At 46.6% G+C, this 18,623-nt stretch carries 13 protein-coding genes; 11 read left to right on the top strand and 2 right to left on the bottom strand.

Translation table 11 applies throughout. The annotated features are described in order from the left end of the window. The first annotated feature begins 177 nt into the window (after positions 1-177). The 5 genes from AM231_RS11805 (at position 178) to AM231_RS11785 (ending at position 11,805) form a co-directional block, all read left to right on the top strand. Positions 178-1,926, top strand: coding sequence for an RNA polymerase sigma factor (locus AM231_RS11805; protein ID WP_054402781.1), 1,749 nt, complete (start codon positions 178-180; stop codon positions 1,924-1,926). Positions 1,927-2,110: 184 nt separating this feature from the next. Further along, positions 2,111-3,013, top strand: a complete 903-nt coding sequence (locus AM231_RS11800; RefSeq protein WP_054402780.1) for an EamA family transporter — start codon at positions 2,111-2,113, stop codon at positions 3,011-3,013. Between the two features lie 173 nt (positions 3,014-3,186). After that, positions 3,187-3,930, top strand: coding sequence for a GTP pyrophosphokinase (locus AM231_RS11795; protein ID WP_054402779.1), 744 nt, complete (start codon positions 3,187-3,189; stop codon positions 3,928-3,930). A 468-nt stretch (positions 3,931-4,398) separates the two neighbouring features. Beyond that, positions 4,399-5,799: a protoporphyrinogen oxidase gene (locus AM231_RS11790; RefSeq protein WP_054402778.1), complete on the top strand. Its 1,401-nt coding sequence runs from the start codon at positions 4,399-4,401 to the stop codon at positions 5,797-5,799. Between the two features lie 765 nt (positions 5,800-6,564). Continuing rightward, entirely contained in the window at positions 6,565-11,805 is a 5,241-nt protein-coding gene (locus AM231_RS11785) for an S-layer homology domain-containing protein (protein WP_054402777.1), read from the top strand. 122 nt (positions 11,806-11,927) lie between these two features. Here AM231_RS11785 and AM231_RS11780 read toward each other — a convergent pair whose 3' ends face one another. Continuing rightward, complete coding sequence (locus AM231_RS11780) at positions 11,928-13,157, bottom strand: aminopeptidase (protein WP_054402776.1); 1,230 nt, start codon at positions 13,155-13,157, stop codon at positions 11,928-11,930. Between the two features lie 484 nt (positions 13,158-13,641). On the opposite strand from AM231_RS11780, the gene AM231_RS11775 reads away from it, so the two are divergent. The 3 genes from AM231_RS11775 (at position 13,642) to AM231_RS11765 (ending at position 15,541) form a co-directional block, all read left to right on the top strand. Then, the gene (locus AM231_RS11775) at positions 13,642-14,022 is read left to right on the top strand and encodes a hypothetical protein (RefSeq protein ID WP_207383565.1); all 381 of its coding nucleotides are present in this window, start codon (positions 13,642-13,644) and stop codon (positions 14,020-14,022) included. A 405-nt stretch (positions 14,023-14,427) separates the two neighbouring features. Beyond that, positions 14,428-15,156: a metallophosphoesterase family protein gene (locus AM231_RS11770; RefSeq protein ID WP_054402775.1), complete on the top strand. Its 729-nt coding sequence runs from the start codon at positions 14,428-14,430 to the stop codon at positions 15,154-15,156. Between the two features lie 85 nt (positions 15,157-15,241). Next, positions 15,242-15,541, top strand: a complete 300-nt coding sequence (locus AM231_RS11765; protein ID WP_054402774.1) for a hypothetical protein — start codon at positions 15,242-15,244, stop codon at positions 15,539-15,541. A gap of 63 nt (positions 15,542-15,604) precedes the next feature. On the opposite strand, the gene AM231_RS29040 is transcribed toward AM231_RS11765, so the two are convergent. Then, on the bottom strand, positions 15,605-15,778 hold the full coding sequence (locus AM231_RS29040) for a hypothetical protein (RefSeq protein WP_165593392.1): 174 nt from the start codon (positions 15,776-15,778) through the stop codon (positions 15,605-15,607). Between the two features lie 232 nt (positions 15,779-16,010). Here AM231_RS29040 and pxpB point away from each other — a divergent pair, with 232 nt between their 5' ends. From pxpB to AM231_RS11750, 3 genes are read left to right on the top strand one after another with little or no spacing between them, the layout of a single operon-like run. Beyond that, positions 16,011-16,730, top strand: a complete 720-nt coding sequence (pxpB, locus tag AM231_RS11760) for a 5-oxoprolinase subunit PxpB (protein ID WP_054402773.1) — start codon at positions 16,011-16,013, stop codon at positions 16,728-16,730. After that, the gene (locus tag AM231_RS11755; protein WP_054402772.1) at positions 16,727-17,728 is read left to right on the top strand and encodes a 5-oxoprolinase subunit C family protein; all 1,002 of its coding nucleotides are present in this window, start codon (positions 16,727-16,729) and stop codon (positions 17,726-17,728) included. The genes pxpB and AM231_RS11755 overlap by 4 nt, the downstream gene beginning before the upstream one ends. Positions 17,729-17,734: 6 nt before the next feature. After that, the gene (locus AM231_RS11750; RefSeq protein WP_054402771.1) at positions 17,735-18,493 is read left to right on the top strand and encodes a LamB/YcsF family protein; all 759 of its coding nucleotides are present in this window, start codon (positions 17,735-17,737) and stop codon (positions 18,491-18,493) included. Positions 18,494-18,623: the final 130 nt, after the last annotated feature.

Genomic DNA, 18,623 nt, shown 5'->3' with positions numbered 1-18,623 from the left:
ACAGTATGGTAGGCTCAAGAACGTTTCAATGTGACTGAGGTTAAAGGTCATCTTGAAACGTTCTTTTTGTTCATTCCTCATTAATAAAAGGTATAATATTTTTCAATGTAAATGTCAGAAATGATAAACTTCTCGAGTCATATAAGTAGTCAACGACGCGAAAGAGGGTTTGAACAATTGGAGCAGACAGTTAACAAGTTTCAGTGGGATGAGATGGAAGATCGTGATTTGGTGAAATATGCGCAGGCAGGGGAGCACGAGGCTTTCGGTGAGCTCGTACGGCGTCATCGGTCGAAGGTATATGGCTATGCCAGAACGATCACGCGTGAATCCTACCTGGCAGAAGACATTGTGCAGGAAGCGCTTATTAGGGCATTTATGCACTTGGGCAAGCTGGTCGATGTTCAGCGGTTCCTGCCTTGGGTCCATCGAATCGTTCGGAATCAGGCATACACCCGGCTTAAAGGGAGCTCAGCCAGAAGAGAACAGACCTTTACCGAGCTTGAAGGTATCGCCAGGCTTGATGATCCGGGAGCAGACTTGGGCAAATGGAACAACCTGGACAGCATTCTCGGCAGACTCAACCATTCTGCAAGTGAAGCTGCGGCAGATATCAACGTACCGGAGGAACGAATCGTTCAGCAGGAAACGCTGCGCGCATTAACGGATATCATCCAATGCCTGAATCCCCGTGAACGGCTTGTTTTCGAATCCCATTTTTTCGATCAGCTGTCCCCACAAGAAATTGCGAAGTTGTTCCAACTCTCCTCAGCCAATGTGTATCAGATTATATCGAGATCACGCAAGAAGGTGGTTCAGGAGAAAATTCGCGTCACCGTTGACTCCTATATTAAGACGAGAAGGGATTTGGGAATTATGAAAAAGAAGATACTTCCTTATGAAGAGTCACGGAGAGAAAGCAAAACATGGACATCCGCGGCGGATGCCACTTACAAGATGCTGCAGTTTACAGATCGGAGCTTGTCGCTGCCGATGGTCATGGGGCTTACAGGGCATGCTTTCCGCATCAATATTATACCAAACGATGTTCATATTGCCGGACCGACAGCCTTTTATTTCGGCGAGGTATTATCGCGCGGTCTTTATAATATCGGGTTCACCTCCAAATATGTAGATGGCATGTCAGACGGCATCGGACCTAACGCCAATCTTCTGGATTCCACCGTCTTGGAAAAGGGAGCCATGAACAAACGCAGCATCCATCAGGAGCTGCCAAGGGCACTCGATCTAATTCACGCTTCACTTGACCGGGGATATACGGTGCTGGCTTGGGATATTTTCTTCCCGGAGTTTGGATTACTGTATGGCTACGACGATGAAACCAGAACCCTTTATGGAGAGGTATGCGGACGAGTGGATACGCTGGCGTACGAAAATCTCGGCAGAAGCGTCATGGAAGATTTGTTTGTCCTGGCCATTGAGAGCCCCATGGATGTAACACTCGGGCAGCAGGTGCAGCGTGCGCTGGAAACGGCTATTGAACATTATGAAGGAAGAGAGGGCGCGGTACCGAATGCAGTGAAGGGGGTAGCTGCTTATGATGCCTGGATTGAAGCGCTGCAGGGAAATGGAATTGAACCGAATGGCCATGCCTATAATATTGAAGTATTACGAGATGCGAGGTATTACGGTGCTGAATTCTTCAAGGAACTGACGTCTGTTTGGCCGAGTGAGATTGGGGAATGGCCGGATTTTGCGCCGAAATTTGAACAGACAAGTGTGTTATATACAGAAATGTGCAAAAGGTTCAGTGTTCTGCATCAGATGTTTCCTTTCCCGGAGGGCGGTGACCCCAAATCGAAAGCTCAGGCAACAAAGGCGATATCCCTGATACAAGAAATAAAGGAGCTTGAGATCGAGGTTGTTGCCAAGTTGAAAGAAATGTATGCAGCGCTGTCCAAATAATGCAGGTCAAACAATTAGGAACTCCCGTAGAGGATGCTATCTACAATTTAGTATTTACAATGTAGAGATTTTATCTTAAGATAATTATAATTCGATATCAAACTGAGTCAGCCCCACTTTTTACTGTTTTCTGGATTCCAAAACAGTGAAAAATGGGGCTTTTATTGTGTTAGGAGGAGTATTGTTGTTTCATTTGTTGAAAAATTCGCTGTTTGTTTTTTTGGGTGCCTGCTGTTTTGGCATTCTATCGACCGTAGTCAAGCTTGCGTATCAGAATGGCTTTGTCTTTCAAGAGGTCATGATCAGTCAATTTACCTCAGGGTGGTTAATCCTGCTCGTTCTTATGCTTCTGTTTGGCAGGCAAAAAGTTACAGGCAAACAATTCTTGCGCCTTACCGGGGTTGGGCTGTGTACCTGTCTGACAGGCGTCACCTATTATCTCGCCTTGCAGAGCATACCGGCATCGATTGCCGTCGTTCTTCTATTTCAATTCACCTGGATTGGTGTCGTGATTGAAGCGATCGTGAATCGGCAGTGGCCGGATAAACCGACGATCATCTCGGTTGTCATCCTATTCTTTGGGACGTTGATGGCAGGAGGTATTATGGGTGCGGGTGAGATCCAACTGAACTGGGTAGGGACTTTACTGGGGCTGGCTGCAGCGCTGATGATGGCTCTGTTTGTTTTCTTCAGCGGCCGGGTTGAGACTCAGATGTCACCGATAACACGGAGCTTCTATACATCGACAGGTGGTCTTATCCTGTTGACGATTCTGCTCACACCGAAAGTGTACACAGAGGTCTCTATATTCGACAATGGATTATGGATGTATGGTCTTATCTTAGGACTATTCGGCGTTGTACTGCCTGTACTGCTGTTTGCTCTCGGTGCTCCCAAAATCAGCACAGGTCTGGCAACCATCCTCGGAGCAGGAGAACTACCCGTCGCGGTTATCGCTTCCGTGATGGTGCTGAGTGAGCAGGTAACCGTACTGCAATGGATCGGCGTCGTTGTCATCCTGCTGGGCATCGCCTATCCGCAAATGGCGGCGCAGAGACAGGCCGGGGTGCCAGCGGCACAGAGATAGGCTATAAGGTGAATCACTCGGCTCTGTGCCAGCATATGATAAAGACGCTGCTGCTTTGCGTTTGTGGCGTCTTTTTTCACGTTATCGTACTAAAGTTGCAGTCATGCCTCGTTATCATCTAAACTTTATAAATAGTACGGTTAAAGAATCACACAATTGAAAGGAAGTATTCCATGAATTCTTTACAGATCGAACAGCTCAAAATCATTCGGAATGAAATTACCCGATTTATGATGAAATACAAATTCGCTTTAGACGAGATTGAAACCAAAATTGAAATATTAAAAGAAGAGTTTCAAGCTCTTCATGATTATACGCCGATCGAACATACGAAATCCCGTCTGAAATCGCCCGAAAGCATTATGAAGAAGCTGATTCGCAAAGGTGGAGACATATCGCTCTCTTCCATTGAGCATAACATTAAGGACATTGCGGGACTTCGAATTACTTGCTCTTTTATTACCGACATCTACAAAATCAGCGATATGCTGCAGAAGCAAAGCGATCTGACGGTTCTTGATGTAAAGGATTATATTAAGAATCCGAAACCAAACGGATATCAGAGCTTGCATCTGTTAGTTCAAGTCCCTGTTTTTTTCTCGGATCGGGTGGAGAAGGTATGCGTAGAAGTACAAATTCGGACCATTGCCATGGATTTTTGGGCGAGTCTGGAGCATAAAATTTTTTACAAGTACAATAAATCAGTACCAGAATCGTTGCTGAGAGAGCTTAAGAAAGCTGCAGACACAGCGAATGCGCTGGACCGTCAGATGGAGCAGCTGCATCACGAGGTACAAGCCATTAAGGACTCTGACAGTGATGATTCCTTACTGGAAGAGCTGAAGAGTATTCAAATCAATAACCGCAAATACGAGCTGCCGGCAGGTTTGCTTGAAGTATTGACTGAAGATCAATAAGCGTCTGCGAATACATGAAAAAAATATGTGTTCTTTGTTTCATCATTGGGACACCGGGTATATATATCCTAAGTGGGAAGTGGAAACACATCATCACCAGACGGAAACAAGACGTATTGTCGGACTGACCGAAAGGATTTGATACCCATGGACAACATGATGAGGAATAAGGAAGGCCTTGCCTGATTTATTCCCAAAGTACAACGTAAGCAATGTAAGGATTGCATTAGAATGGATTTAACCGCTTCCCACATAAGAAAAAACTCTGCGAGTGTTCTCGTGGAGTTTTTTTGTTGCTCCATTGGGGGGGATGAAGTTGGTTGTCTCACATATGCGGCAGCTGTTCACAATTTTGAGGGATTGGCGTTCCTTGATCTCAAAGCGACTATGATATAATTAACAATTGGATAGAATGGTAATAGAACTTAATGAAACGTGATGAACCTACATAATCGAGGTGTATATGAAGTGACAACTATCGTAGTTATAGGCGGAGGAATCACTGGACTTTCGACCCTGCACTATCTGCAAAATGAGCTGAAGGATCAGCAGCAGGATATAGAATTGGTGTTAGTTGAAGCAAGCGAAAGACTTGGAGGCAAAATTCGGACCGTTCGTGACGGTGAATTTATAATGGAGACCGGGGCGGATTCGATCGTATCCCGTAAAACGAATGTGGCTCCTCTTCTGCAGGAGCTTAATTTGTCGGATCAGGTTGTATATAATGCTACGGGCACCTCGTTCATCTATACGAATGAGGGCTTGAAGAAAATTCCCGATGAAAGTGTGTTTGGCATCCCGCTAAGCCTGCAATCTCTGGCCGAGAGCGAACTGGTGTCGGCAGAGGGGAAGGTTGAGGCACTCAAGGACTATTACACACCGAATGAGACTTTTACCAAGCATGATTCTCTCGGAGAATTCCTGGAAGCATTTCTAGGTAAGGAAATTGTACAGAAGCAGATTGCTCCCGTTATTTCAGGCGTCTACTCCGGAGCCCTGCATGAACTAACGATTGCATCCACATTCCCTTATTTGCTCGAATACAAGAATACGTACGGCAGCATTATGGGAGGCCTGGCAGCGAATAAGGAGAAGTATCTGGGCTCGGGAAACAAGAAGTTTATCTCCTTCAAACATGGCGTCTCGGTACTAATTGACGCACTGGAACGCTCGGTAGTTCAAAGAGGTGCGAAGATTTACAAGGGCACTTCTGCCAAGAAGGTGGAGAGAAAAACTTATGGTTATCGACTGGACCTGTCCAATGGCGAAGTGCTTGAAGCGGATTATGTAGTAATAAGCACGCTTGGATCTTCTGCAAAGGAGCTGCTGCAGGATTCCCGGTTAAACGAGGATTTTGATCAGCTGTATACCAAATCACTCATCAGCGTATATCTTGCTTACGATATTTCGGATGATGAGCTTACCTATAATGGAACGGGGTTTATTGCGTCCCAGGATAGCGAGGTGAAGTGCGATGCCTGCACGTGGACAAGCCGCAAGTGGGAGCACACATCGGAGAACCGACGTTTATTAATGCGGTTGTTCTACAAGAGCTCCAGTCCGCATTATGAGGAATTGATCCAATTAAGTGATGAAGAATTGAAACGGGTCGCAATGGACGATATCAAACTTAGTCTAGGCATTTCAGCAGAGCCTATTTCATGCGAAGTTACCAAATGGCATGATGATATGCCGAATTATCATTTGAAGCACATGCAAGTTGTAGAATCATTGGAACGCAAAATGGAGGACTTATATCCTAATGTAATCTTAGCAGGCTGCTCTTATTATGGGGTAGGTATCCCGGATTGCATGGCGAACGGGGAGAAGACGGCCGGTCTGATTCTTAAACAGATTACTCGAACCTAGGAAACATATCGGAGACTAAAATATCGAGAATTAATGAGGGCAGAAGTGTTTCGCAAATAGAAGAACCGGGTATATATAGAATAAGTGGGAAGTGGTATTGTCAATCGACGGACGGAAGAACTTGATGTCATTCCGAAAGGCAGTTGATTCACCATGAACACTCGCAAAAGGAGAAGAAGAGCGAGGTTTCTTCGATTCTTTTCTGGTAAAGCACCCTAGCAATTGGAAAATTGCGGCATAATGAATGTTAAATCGCTTCCCACGGATAAGGATCCTGCGATATATTCGCAGGGTCTTTTTTTGTTTGGATTTTAGCGGTTCACATCATCAGAAACAAGGGTTGAGAACGATCGTCACTCACACATATAAGACTAGGATAGGCAGGAAGTCGCTTTTACAAATACATCTTTCAGAAAGTGCTTATATATCCTACGTAATATGAAGAGGCAGATAATATAGTTAGGAAGTTATATCATCGATTTAAACCTAAATAACTAGTTCGTAGATGGATATCGGGACTTATATATCATTTATCAGATTTTACATAAAGTGGTTTCAAAAAAGGCTGGAATATGTAATTATGGATCTTGGGAGGTGAACGATGAAAAGTTGATATATCCCTCTGGGGATAATCCTAAAAAAAGATCGTGAGGGATATTGTGATGTAAGCGCTTTATAAAATAATAATTTGGAAATCCCATGGAGACCTGGAGAATTGGGAAACTGAATTGATTGTTCTACAACATCATTTCTAGGAGGTTATCCATGTTTAAGATTGTCCTTAATCGATGTTTATCCTGTTTCCTTATCCTCTGTATCATCTTGTCGGCCTCATTTACCCTGCAAGCCGGACAAGCCTCAGCACAAACATCCAATGTAGTGAATAGTATGCCTGAACTCCTGATTACCGAGCTTGTGCCTGATTCTACGAATGTAGGCACCGCAGACGGTTATGAGTTTATCGAAGTCTATAACAATACGGACAAAGACATCGATTTCAGTAATTACAAGATTCGCTACCGTTACTTGGAGAGTGATACGCTATGGGCGCATGTGCCCGACCAAGTGACGATCCCCTCTCAAGGCACGCTGGTGTTCTGGATTATTAACAGTCAGAACAAAAAATCCACGGTTGCCGATTTTAATCAAAATTATGGAACCAACTTACAAGAAGACACAGAGATCGTAAAGATCTTCTCAGGCGGCATGTCCAATTCACGCATGCGTGAGGTTGTCGTTGTAACGAACACCGGACGCCTGGTTGTATCTGCATTCTACAATGACGGGGAAGTGCAGAACGCTGAAGACCAAGGAATATTTTATAAGTACCCTGAGGCTGGAAGTCTTAAAATGCGTACGATTTCGTATAAGGAGCATTTTGCAACACCCGGCTCTCTAGTACATTCCGAGGTGCCCGCCCAGCCGGTAAACATCAACGTTGATAAGGAACCGACCGTAACCAACCTGACAACTACTACAAATGTGGAGCCTGGAGATGATCTGGAGATCATTGCAGATGCGCACGATGAGCGTATGGTGACTTCGCTTGCGTTAAACTATCGAGTCGATGGACAGAGCACTTACCAGGTTGTACAGCTACAGGAAGGAAAGGAAGGTTTCCGCCATACGATTTCTTATTTGGAGCTTCTAGGGAAGAAAAAGCTGGAGTATTTCTTCACAGCGTCCAACACTTTTAAAGAAGTAAAAAGTCCCACATACGAAGTCGATCTTACAGGCAATGGCGCTCCGGCTAGCCTGAATGTTGACGATCAGCAGACAGTCAGCGGAATCACCTATATCCGTGGCGCTGCAGATGGAGCAGGTCCTGCAGATCTTGAGCTTCAAATCGACGGACAACCTGTTCAAGGTACACCTGTTATGGAACACAACGCTTACTTTGTGTTTGAAGGCGATGGCATTGACGATGGAATCAACACGGTGACTATCGGCAAACACGTTCTGTTTCAGACCGATCCTAACATTGACGGGTATCAAACCATCGTTGCTCCGATCGAGCCAGAGTGGCTGACAAACGGTGTGAACGAAATTACACTTCGAGCAGGCGATAACGATAAAACCTATTTTGACGATGATAAGCCAACGGGCAACCTGGATGATTTTAATGTCCGTAATGTACGTCTGCTCTTAGGGGATGGGACGGAAATAAGAGATCCGCTACATAGCGACCCCACGGTTATTTATGACCTTGGTGATGACGGGCGTTTTCTGCCATATGTGACATTCAACTTCGAAATCCCTTCCGATAAAATAACAGCGTTATCTCATACATGGGATACCTCGATGGTTTCGGACGGTGAGCACAGGATTCAACTGAATGTAAAGGGTCAGCCTGAAGCCCATGCAACGGTGCAGGTAGACAACAATGGTCCGAGTATCACTGCATCTGTTGAAGAGGGAAAGAGCTATAAGGGAAGTTTCTTGATTGATGTGTCTGCCGAAGACGCGGTGTCCGGCGTGGAACAAGTGAAGGTGCTGCTTGATGGCCGCACCATCCAGATACCGTATGAAACATCATCATCCAAGCTTGATCCAGGTGAGCATAAGCTGGAAATTCGTGCAGTGGACAAGATTGGTAATAAAACAGAACGCATGATTAAGTTTCAGACAGCACAGGAGCAGCCGAATGCACCTGAATTGGTATCACCAGCAGATAAGGCGACCAGTACCGGGCTGTCTCCTGAGCTGAAGGTTCAAGTCAGTGATCCTACGGATGACGAGCTTGTGGTTTCCTTTCATCAGGCTTATACGTATGATGCTTTAAGTGGCGATCGAGTGAAACTGTCCAAGAACTCCTCGGATGAAGAACCACCTAAAGATCGGTTCCCTGCTGGCGAAACCTTGCTGACCGCAGAGGAATTGAAGACGATATCCGAATCCAATGATCAGTATGTGACTGTGGATTCAACGTCCCAGTTTCCTTATATCCGGTTTGAAGTAGAGCTGGAGCATTCTGTCCAGCTAGGCGACAGTATTGGAGTTGCGTGGGAAGGTCATACGGTTCCGGGACGGAAAGTGACGATGTATGCCTGGAACCATACTGAGAACAAGTGGGCAGAAATAACGAAGTCTGTAGCCCAGTCCGAGGCGGATTTTACACTTCGGGGCGAACTGGCAGCAGGTGACTACGTACAGAACAACAAAGTTGATGTCATTGTACAAGATGAGATCGTCTCCCGCGAGGATTATGATTACACCTTTGTCTGGGTATCGGATACTCAATTTCTCACAGAATTGTATCCGCATATTCAACAGAAGCAATTCGAGTGGATTGTCGATTCTATTGAGAAAATGAACATCAAATATTTATTCCATACCGGTGACCTTGTGAACGATCCAACCGCACAGTATCAATGGAATCGGGCCAGTGATTACATGAAAATGCTGGAGGATGCCAATCTCCCAAATGGCGTGCTTGCCGGTAATCACGATGTGGGGAGCTATGATTGGGATTACACTACCTACAGTCAGTATTTCGGAGAAGACCGTTATAAGAATCAGCCGTATTACGGGGGTTCCTACAAGGATAACCGAGGGCATTATGACCTGATCAATGTTGAAGGCAATGACTTCATCATGATGTATATGGGATGGGGGATTGAGGACGAGGATATCGAGTGGATGAATGAAGTCCTGAAACAGTATCCGAATCATATGGCATTCCTTAATTTCCATGATTATATGCTCGCGAACGGTTCTCGTTCGGGTGTAGGAAACAGGTTATACAAAGAAGTGGTTGTGCCGAATCCGAATGTGGTTGCTGTCCTGAGCGGACACTACACAGGTGCGAGCTTGCTTAAAAATGAGCTGGATGATGACGGGGACGGTATCACAGATCGGACCGTATATCAAATGCTTGCAGACTATCAAGGACATGCCGAAGGCGGCAGCGGATACTTGAGGTTGCTCCATTTTAATCAAGACAGCAAGGAGATTTATGTCAATACGTATTCTCCTTACCTGGATAAGTACAATTATTATGAGAAACCTGGTGTGGATGAATTTACGATTAATTTGGACTTGGAACCGAAATTAAAGCGAGTAGCAACCGATTCGATCCAAGTGAATCATCTGCGCGGCGAGTCCATCGGTATACCGCAAACTGTAACGAGTGGTGCTGAGGTTTCACAGACTTGGACCGATCTGCGATCGAATGGGACATACTCCTGGTACGTGCTTGCCCAGGACAAATTCGGAGGCAGCGTCAGATCAGATGTGTGGACATTCACTACAAATGAAGGGAATCTGGCTGCTCCTACGAATCTGAAAGTGCTTGATGTAACATCGTCAACGGTCCAATTGGGTTGGGACCCTGTAACAAGTCAGGACCAGCAGCCTATTACGTATAATGTGTACCAAGACGGTCAACGCGTGGCTACGGTTACGGATAGCGTGTATGAAGCAACGGAGCTCATGCCGGATACGCTGTATGAATTCCAAGTCTCTGCATTGGATGCACAAGGGATGGAATCAGATCGCAGTGATGTTTTAACAGTTATCACTGAATCTGTAGAAATTCCTGGTGCTCCTGTATGGACATCCGGCGAACTGGATTTTACGGACATCTTGCAAGACAGTGTAACACTGAGTTGGCCAGAGGCTACGGCTGATGATGGTGTAGAAGAATACCGCGTGTATCTGAAAGGTCTTACCGAACCGATAGTAAGTGTCACGAACGATGTATATTCCTATACCGCTTCAGGACTTGAGCCGGACACGCGATATCATTTTACGGTAAAAGCTTATAATGCCGCTGGAGAGAGTGCAGGGCTGCATGGCTCTGTCACAACAAAGGCAGCGGAAGTGGATAAGAGTGAATTGAACAGATGGATCGATACAGCACAGCGAAGACTTGACGAAACAAGTGAAGGATCTTCGCCGGGGCAGTATCCTGCTGATGCTCGGACCCATCTCCGGGCTGCCATTGAAAGTGCCCGTGCAGTAACTGAACGAGAAGATGTAACTGCTATGGAGGTAAAAGAGGCGATTAGCGCCCTGCAAGCAGCGATCAGATCCTATGACGCTGCGGTTGTTCCATGGCCGGGAAATCCTGCTGTACCGGTGAATCCTTCCCCGCCGATCTCAAGACCAGAACCTCCACCAGGAAATGTATTGTCTGGCGAAAACAGATTAAAGCAGATTGAGGTCTTGATAGATGGCACAGCAGCTGTACTTACGCCTACATTCAACGAGAACACAACCGAATATCGGTTGGATACCGTAGCTGAATCCGTGAAGCTCCGTGTTGAAGCGGCTCATGGCAAAGCAACCGTGCTTCTGGGAGAACAACCCCTGAAGAAGGATCAGGTTATCGAATTAAAAGAAGGGGATAATCTGTTGAAACTGGTAGTTCGGGCAGAGAACGGTACTACCCGCACATATCAGTTGAACATTCATCGCAAGGCGAAAGCTGCAGAGGAACAACCTAAACCGGAGCAAAAGCCGGTGTTGTTAACGGATATCGCTGGGCATTGGGCATCGTCAGCGATCGAGCAAGCGGTCCAAATGGGCATTGTTAACGGTTATCCGGACCAAACCTTTAAACCGGATCGTCAGGTAACACGTGCAGAATTTATGGTGATGATGGCTAAAGCGCTGAACGCTCAGGGGAAATCCGGAAAGTTGAGCTTCAAGGACAGCTCTCTCATCGGCTCCTGGGCACTTGAAGCGATTCAATGGGCTGTATCTGAAGGCTTGGTGAAGGGTTATGAAGACGGTTCATTCCGGCCGAATCAATCGGTCAATCGGGCAGAGATGGCAGCACTGATCACGCGTTTCCTTGGTCTTGTACCACAAGTTACCAAAACGCGATTCCAAGATCAACAGGATATTCCGGCTTGGGCTGAGAAGGAAATAACGTCAGCGGCCGAGGCTGGGATCGTGAATGGCCGTTCGGGTAATCGCTTTGCTCCTCGGGAATCGGCGACCCGCGCGGAAGCGGTGATGATGATTCTTCGCATGTTGGAGCATGAGAAGCTGCAGAAATAGTAAATAAATTCAAACAAAAGGCTGACACTAGAGCGGGTGCTTTAGTGTCAGCCTCATTTGGTTCAGTACCTTCATTGTGATTAACTGTTTGAACGATGTTCGTTTTATTCTCGAAATTGCATTTATACCCAGCGGCCGCCACGAAATACAGGTTCAAATGTCCCGTCCTCCAGCTCGCCGTCAATGTCCAGTTCTGCTGATCCGATCATGAAATCAACATGCGTCAGACTTACATTGACACCGTGCGCGAGGAGCTCTTCCTTGCTCATCTTCGTTCCGCCTTCGATATTGACGGGATAGGCACTGCCCAGTGCGAAGTGACAGGATGCGTTCTCATCGATACCGGTGTTATAGAAGACCCGGTTCAACTGGGAGATAGGGGAATCATGCGGAACGAGTGCCATTTCTCCAAGATAAGATGCTCCCTCGTCGGTCTCCAGCAGTGTTGTGAGGTGCTCCCGGCCGGATTCTGCTTCATATTCAACTACTTTGCCGTCCTTAAAGGTAAGCTTAATGCCTTCAACAAGACGACCGTTCAGATTAAGCGGAAGCGTGCTGGTGACCGTTCCGTTCACGCCTGTACGGTGAGGCATCGTATAGATTTCCTCTGTCGGCATATTCGCTACAAAATATACACCAGCCTCATTCTCGTCACCGCCTCCGAGCCAGAGATACCCTTCAGGCATTTGGACGCGCAGATCGGTTCCCGGCGCACGATAGTGAAAACTCTTGTAACGTTTGGCATTCATATGATGCTGGCGCTCTTTCAATCGAGAGATATGATCCCGCCATGCCGCAACCGGATCATCGCTGCCAACACGGTTCATCTCGAATATCGCTTCCCACATAGCTGGAATACGTTCTTCTTCGGGAAGATCCGCAAATACTTTGTCAGCCCAGGCGCGGGTAGGAGCTTTAATGAGTGACCAGCTGATTTTATTGTTGCGCACGTATCCCTGGTATTTCTCATTGGCCACAGCTGCAGCTTTTACTGCTGTGGATACTTTGGCGGAATCAATCCCGCGGAACAGCTCAGGGTCCGGAACCTTGATCCGAAGCAGGGCTCCTCCTGCTTCAGCAAGCTGCTGCATGGCATCCGCCTGCCATTGCGGATAATATCCGAAAGAATCATCGGCTGCTCTCTCATAGCGGATGCGGGTGATTTTCTCATCGTCCCAATCGACCTGAACGTATTTGGCGCCTGCATCATAAGCTTTGGCTACGATGTGGCGTGTTAACTCAATCGTCTCAATGGGTGCATTGACAAGCAGGACTTGGCCAGGCTGAATATTGACGCCTACCTTAACGACCAGCTCTGCGTATTTCTCCAGATTTTTGTCAAAATGGTCCATATGTAGTATTCCTCCATTTCAGATGTCTATTTCATTCTAACATGTGATACAAGGCCATCCAAGCATGCTCCACACACTTCGTGCGCACTGGTATTAAACACATTTTAACTCCTGTTTTTTTAAAAAGGTTCCCCACGTCCGAAAAGATTATATATTTGTAACTTAGAAAATCGTGAAGAGGACACCGTATGGGCATGAATGCCTTGGTGGTCGGGGGCAGACATTGGCCGGCTTACTTTATTAATAGTGATGTAAAGATCCCTTTCTCGATTACAAAAACTAGGAGCTCCCACAGGAAAAAGGCGCATGTGCAGTATGCGGCGTGACGTGCCTGACCCAATTGGATGTAACGCTAAATGAAATAATCATTTCTTATTTACACCTTTTTTTATATAATATATTTGGATTTCCATTTATTTCATCAAGGGGTGTGCTGATTTCTTTACGAATCCTTCACAGTGAGGAGGTGAAAATAATGAAAAGAGTGGTATTATTAGTCCTCATTGCGTTGCTGGCTTTCTCTAGCTCGGCCTCTGCCGCGTATACTGCGGAATCACAAGAGACGAGATACGGGTCGGTGAATCACTATAAATATGCCTACGAAGTGTCTGTTTCGGGAGAACCGAATACTGAAGTAACCGTCACTTTGATGTACAAAGGACCTTCGGGGCAACGCGAACCTGTCTATGGTTCTGACGTCACCGTTACGCTTGACGCCAGCGGAAGCGCTGTGATTTATAGTCCCGATCTTTATTGCTGCTCTGCAACGTATTCAAATCCTTACGCTAATCCTGTAGTTGTACAAGCCCAATTCGAAGGCAACGAAGGAAACGTTAATTGGTTTTATTTGCACGCTAGATATTAGGACTATTATATGACGTAGTTACGAGCAGTTCATAGAGAGGTATCATTCCATAATTGTTAGCCAACACGAAGAAAATGAAAAGTTAGTTACATCATTGAGCACCCTGTTGGGTGCTTTTTCTTTTACATAAATTTGAGGGGGGCGGTGATTCAAGTGATAAGAAATCTACTTACACCGGTCAGACTTACAGAGGACTCATCCAGCATTAGGGTGATAAATGAGTTTCAGCGTGTAATATAACCTCATCCGCATGAATAGGTATGTACGCATGCTTCAAAGCCTTCTCATTATAAGTTAAAATTGTATGGAAAAAGAAACGCTGAATTGACGAATTGAATTGAAAGAACTAATATCTTATAACTTATATAATGCAGTGGCAAATTAATCAACAGAGGAGGCGGGTTCATGACGAGAATTGCTTTGATCGCTGACATACACGGAAACATTCCTGCATTGGAGGCCGTTCTGAAGGATATCCAGCAGCGTGAAATCAATGCGATTTACTGCCTGGGAGACTTGATTGGCAAAGGCCCGCATGGAGATATCGCGGTTGATATAGTGAGAGCCCAATGCCAGCAGGTTATCAGGGGAAACTGGGATGACTTTATCGGCAAGGAAACCGACGACCCGACTCTGTTATGGCATCAGAATAGATTGGGAAGCGAGAGGCTTCAGTATCTTGCGAGTCTTCCCTTTACGATAGAATTTATGATGAGCGGCAAATGGATCCGATTATTTCATGCTTCGCCTCGCAGTGTGTATGAGCGGATTCAGCCTTGGGATGACCAGGAGAAACGGGCTACCTTGTTCGATAGTTCGCCTCTATGCACAAGTCCTAGAATAGCAGATGTCGTCGGTTATGCGGATATTCACAATGCATTTCAAGAGCATCTGGAGGGAAGAACTCTGTTTAATACCGGCAGCGTCGGGAATCCTCTTGAATTGCCTGAAGCTTCTTATGTAATTTTGGAAGGGAACTATAACAGTGAAGCTCGAGCTCCGCTGAATATTCAATTCATTCGGGTGCCTTATCCCATAGAGCAGGCGGTACAGGATGCTCTTCAATCCGGGATGCCTCATCCTGAAGAGTACATACTTGAGATCAGGACAGGAAGATACCAGGTCAAAAAATAGGAAAGATGAAAAGACGATGGTTGTTTATTGAAGTTGTTCTGGGACATGAAGCTGCCTAAAATCTGATATTCATGGGAGATGTAATATGAAGAATATACAATTGGTCCTTGATGTTGCCGGTGTATTAATCACAAACTTTTCACCTGGATTCTGGCATGAAACGGCAAGTGCAAGCGGAATCACCTATAGAGAGTTGAAACGCCTGTTTGCCGCGGAAATACGCAAACCGCTATGGACCGGGGAGCATGGACACCTGTCTTGGCCGACCCTGACGGCCAATGGATCCGATTTATCGATGAGAAGCTGGAAGCATGGAGTGCGACGATTAGCTGATTTTCAGTTCATTCAGGTCGAGCATGGAATGGATTTTTCGCGAGTTAATTAGCGTGGTATAAAAAGACCTCCGGGCATCATTTATACTGATGCGCATGGAGGTCTTCGACATGTATTATTGTTGATTCTCGGAATTATGGCCCCCGTTAGGCTGTTGTTCAAACACTTCAGCTGCTTCTTCGGCCGAGAATTCGACGTCAAAATCACCTGGAAGCGGCATTTTGTTTAATTTAGTCGTTTGTACTTCTGCTTTGGTTGGTTCGTTGCTGTTACGGTTTTCTTTGCTCATATTGGCACCTCCCTTATCGAATGCGACTTCTGTATTTTGCCAAAGCTGGCCTCATATTATTCAGCAATACTAGCAGCAAGGCAGGAAGTCTTCCGTACATAATAAGCGACTTTTTTGCACAGCTAATTATGGGATACCTATTCATGAAATGCCTGTTTCTCTGCTATCATAAAAGTAATCTTTCGAATTTTCATGGATATCAGGCTTGGTATAACAGAACGGAGAATGCCCTATGAGCAAGTCTTATTCATTCTATCCTCTCGGCGATGCAGCGGTTCTCATTCAATTCGCGGATATTGTCAGCGAGGAGGTTCATCGGCAAGTCACAACAGTTGCCAGGACGCTTGAACAATCCCCGTTTCGAGGCTGGATTGAGAGTATTCCATCGTTTACCAGCATTGCGGTGTACTATGATGCCCGTAAGATCATAAAGCCCGACGGCTACGACACGGTGTATGCTTATGTATGTAACATACTGGAACAGCAGCTCGACGATGCAACAGCAGAGAAAGGCAGCGTGGACAAAGAGATTGTTGAGATACCCGTTTGTTATGGAGCCGACTATGGTCCTGATCTGGACGAAGTAGCGCAGAGGAATGGACTTTTGCCTGAAGAGGTTATTCAGCTCCATTCCGGACAGGATTACCTCATCTACGCGATCGGATTTGCGCCAGGCTTCCCCTATGTCGGAGGTGTTTCGGAGAAGATCGCAACACCGAGGAAGAAGACGCCGCGCTTGCGAATTCCTGCGGGTTCTGTAGGAATTGCGGGCATGCAAACAGGAATTTATCCGATTGAGACACCTGGCGGATGGCAGATCATCGGGCGGACACCGCTTGCTTTGTTCCAGCCGGAAGCTCAGTCGCCGACCTTGTTGAATAGTGGGCAGTATATCCGGTTTCTGCCGATTACAGCAGAGGAGTATGAACATTTGAGGGAAGTGAGTCTATGAGTATAACCGTCATAAAGCCGGGGTTGCTTGTTACTCTTCAGGATACCGGCCGATATGGATATGGCAAATTCGGGATAAGTCCGGCGGGAGCCATGGACAGCTTCGCTTACCTCATCGCTAATCGTCTGGTCGGCAATGAAGATGAACAGGCTGCTCTGGAAATTACATGGTCGGGATTCGCCGTGGAATTCGAGCGTTCCTTGTGGGTTGCGATAACAGGTGGAGACCTAACGCCAACCATTGATGGAGAGAGGGTACCGATGTGGCGACCCGTGTTGATCAAGGCTGGCAGCTGCTTGAGCTTTCAACAGCCGGTTGCCGGTTGTCGTGCATATCTTGCCGTGTCGGGCGGATTTGATGTTCCAATCATGATGAACAGTTACAGTACATATCTAAGGGCTGGCATCGGAGGTTATGAGGGGAGAGCACTGAAGAAAGGGGATACCCTGTCTGTGCGCCTTTCCCGGCTTCCACTGGAGGCTCCAGAACGCTTTCTTGATGAATATGGCGGTTTCTTCACTGTGAGATGGTTTGTCTCAGCAGGCGGGTATACGGACTCCAATCGGGAGATAGAGATACGTGTGCTGAAAGGACGTCAATATGATGACTTTGACGAGTTTAGCCAGCAGGCTTTGTTCGATGAATTCTTCACAGTAACTCCGCAATCGGATCGAATGGGTTATCGATTGTCAGGCCCGACGCTACAAGTAATTCACTCCAACGAATATATATCCGAGCCGGTAGCCGTCGGCACGGTTCAGGTACCTGCCGATGGCCAGCTGATCATTCTCATGGCGGATCGGCAAACGCTGGGAGGCTATCCGAAGATCGCACAGATTGCTTCTGTCGATATTCCACTGCTTGCCCAGCTGCCAGCAGGTGGTAAGATCCGATTCAGGGAAATATCCTTGCCAGAAGCAGAACAGCTCAGCAGTGCCCGCATTCGAGAACTTCGACTCATAGAAGCGATGATTAAAAGGAAACTGAAGGAGTGGTGAGTCAGCATGATTCGTGTAGACCTGAACTGCGATATGGGGGAAAGTTACGGTGTCTATTCACTAGGCAATGATACGGAGCTACTTCTCAGCATTACATCGGCAAACATTGCCTGCGGTTATCATGCAGGTGATCCGGCCGTCATGCGAGCAACGGTTCGCCAGGCAATCGAGAAGGGAGTCGCGATCGGAGCGCATCCCGGTTTGCCGGATCTGGCCGGCTTCGGTAGAAGAAGGATGGATATCACGCCCGAAGAGGCTTATGATATGGTAACTTACCAGGTTGGCGCGCTAATGGCTTTTGCGATACAAGAGGGCTCCGGCCTTCAGCATGTAAAGCCTCATGGTGCTCTTTATAATATGGCAGCCGCCTCCAGACCTCTTGCGGATGCGATTGCATCTGCAATCAACCGTCTTGATCCAACGCTTATCCTGTATGGACTGGCAGGCAGCGAGCTGATCAAGGCAGGGGAGGCGGCAGGTCTTCGCACGGCAAGCGAAGTGTTTGCGGATCGTGCATATCAGGAAGACGGTTCACTCACGCCAAGAAATATGCCGAATGCCATCATCACCGAGCTCGAGGATTCAATTGCACAGGTGATCAGGATGGTCAAAGAACGTACAATTGTTACAATGACGGGAAAAATGATTCCGATCCAAGCAGACACGATCTGCATTCATGGGGACGGGGTGAATGCTGCTTCGTTCGCCCGCACTTTAAGAGCCAGACTTGAAGTTGAAGGTGTGAACGTACAAGCTTTTTTCTAAACAATATAGTCTGCAAGATGGCCGACAGCCGTCTAAGCCGGGCGAATCAAGCATCGTGCGCACAGGGAGCAGTACAGAACTTTTTTCGGTTTAAAACAAGATAAGACTAACTTAACATCACAAGAACAGG

The sequence above is a fragment of the Paenibacillus solani genome, assembly GCF_001277345.1.
GTDB lineage: Bacteria > Bacillota > Bacilli > Paenibacillales > Paenibacillaceae > Paenibacillus_AQ > Paenibacillus_AQ solani.
This window is presented reverse-complemented; position numbering and strand designations above follow the sequence as displayed.

Bases quoted from the DNA above. Each gene is read 5' to 3' on its own strand.
- AM231_RS11795 (WP_054402779.1), top strand. From the start codon at position 3,187: ATGAATTCTTTACAGATCGAACAGCTCAAAATCATTCGGAATGAAATT.
- AM231_RS11785 (WP_054402777.1), top strand. From the start codon at position 6,565: ATGTTTAAGATTGTCCTTAATCGATGTTTATCCTGTTTCCTTATCCTC.
- AM231_RS11780 (WP_054402776.1), bottom strand. From the start codon at position 13,157: ATGGACCATTTTGACAAAAATCTGGAGAAATACGCAGAGCTGGTCGTT.
- AM231_RS11770 (WP_054402775.1), top strand. From the start codon at position 14,428: ATGACGAGAATTGCTTTGATCGCTGACATACACGGAAACATTCCTGCA.
- AM231_RS11765 (WP_054402774.1), top strand. From the start codon at position 15,242: ATGAAGAATATACAATTGGTCCTTGATGTTGCCGGTGTATTAATCACA.
- AM231_RS29040 (WP_165593392.1), bottom strand. From the start codon at position 15,778: ATGAGCAAAGAAAACCGTAACAGCAACGAACCAACCAAAGCAGAAGTA.
- pxpB (WP_054402773.1), top strand. From the start codon at position 16,011: ATGAGCAAGTCTTATTCATTCTATCCTCTCGGCGATGCAGCGGTTCTC.
- AM231_RS11755 (WP_054402772.1), top strand. From the start codon at position 16,727: ATGAGTATAACCGTCATAAAGCCGGGGTTGCTTGTTACTCTTCAGGAT.
- AM231_RS11750 (WP_054402771.1), top strand. From the start codon at position 17,735: ATGATTCGTGTAGACCTGAACTGCGATATGGGGGAAAGTTACGGTGTC.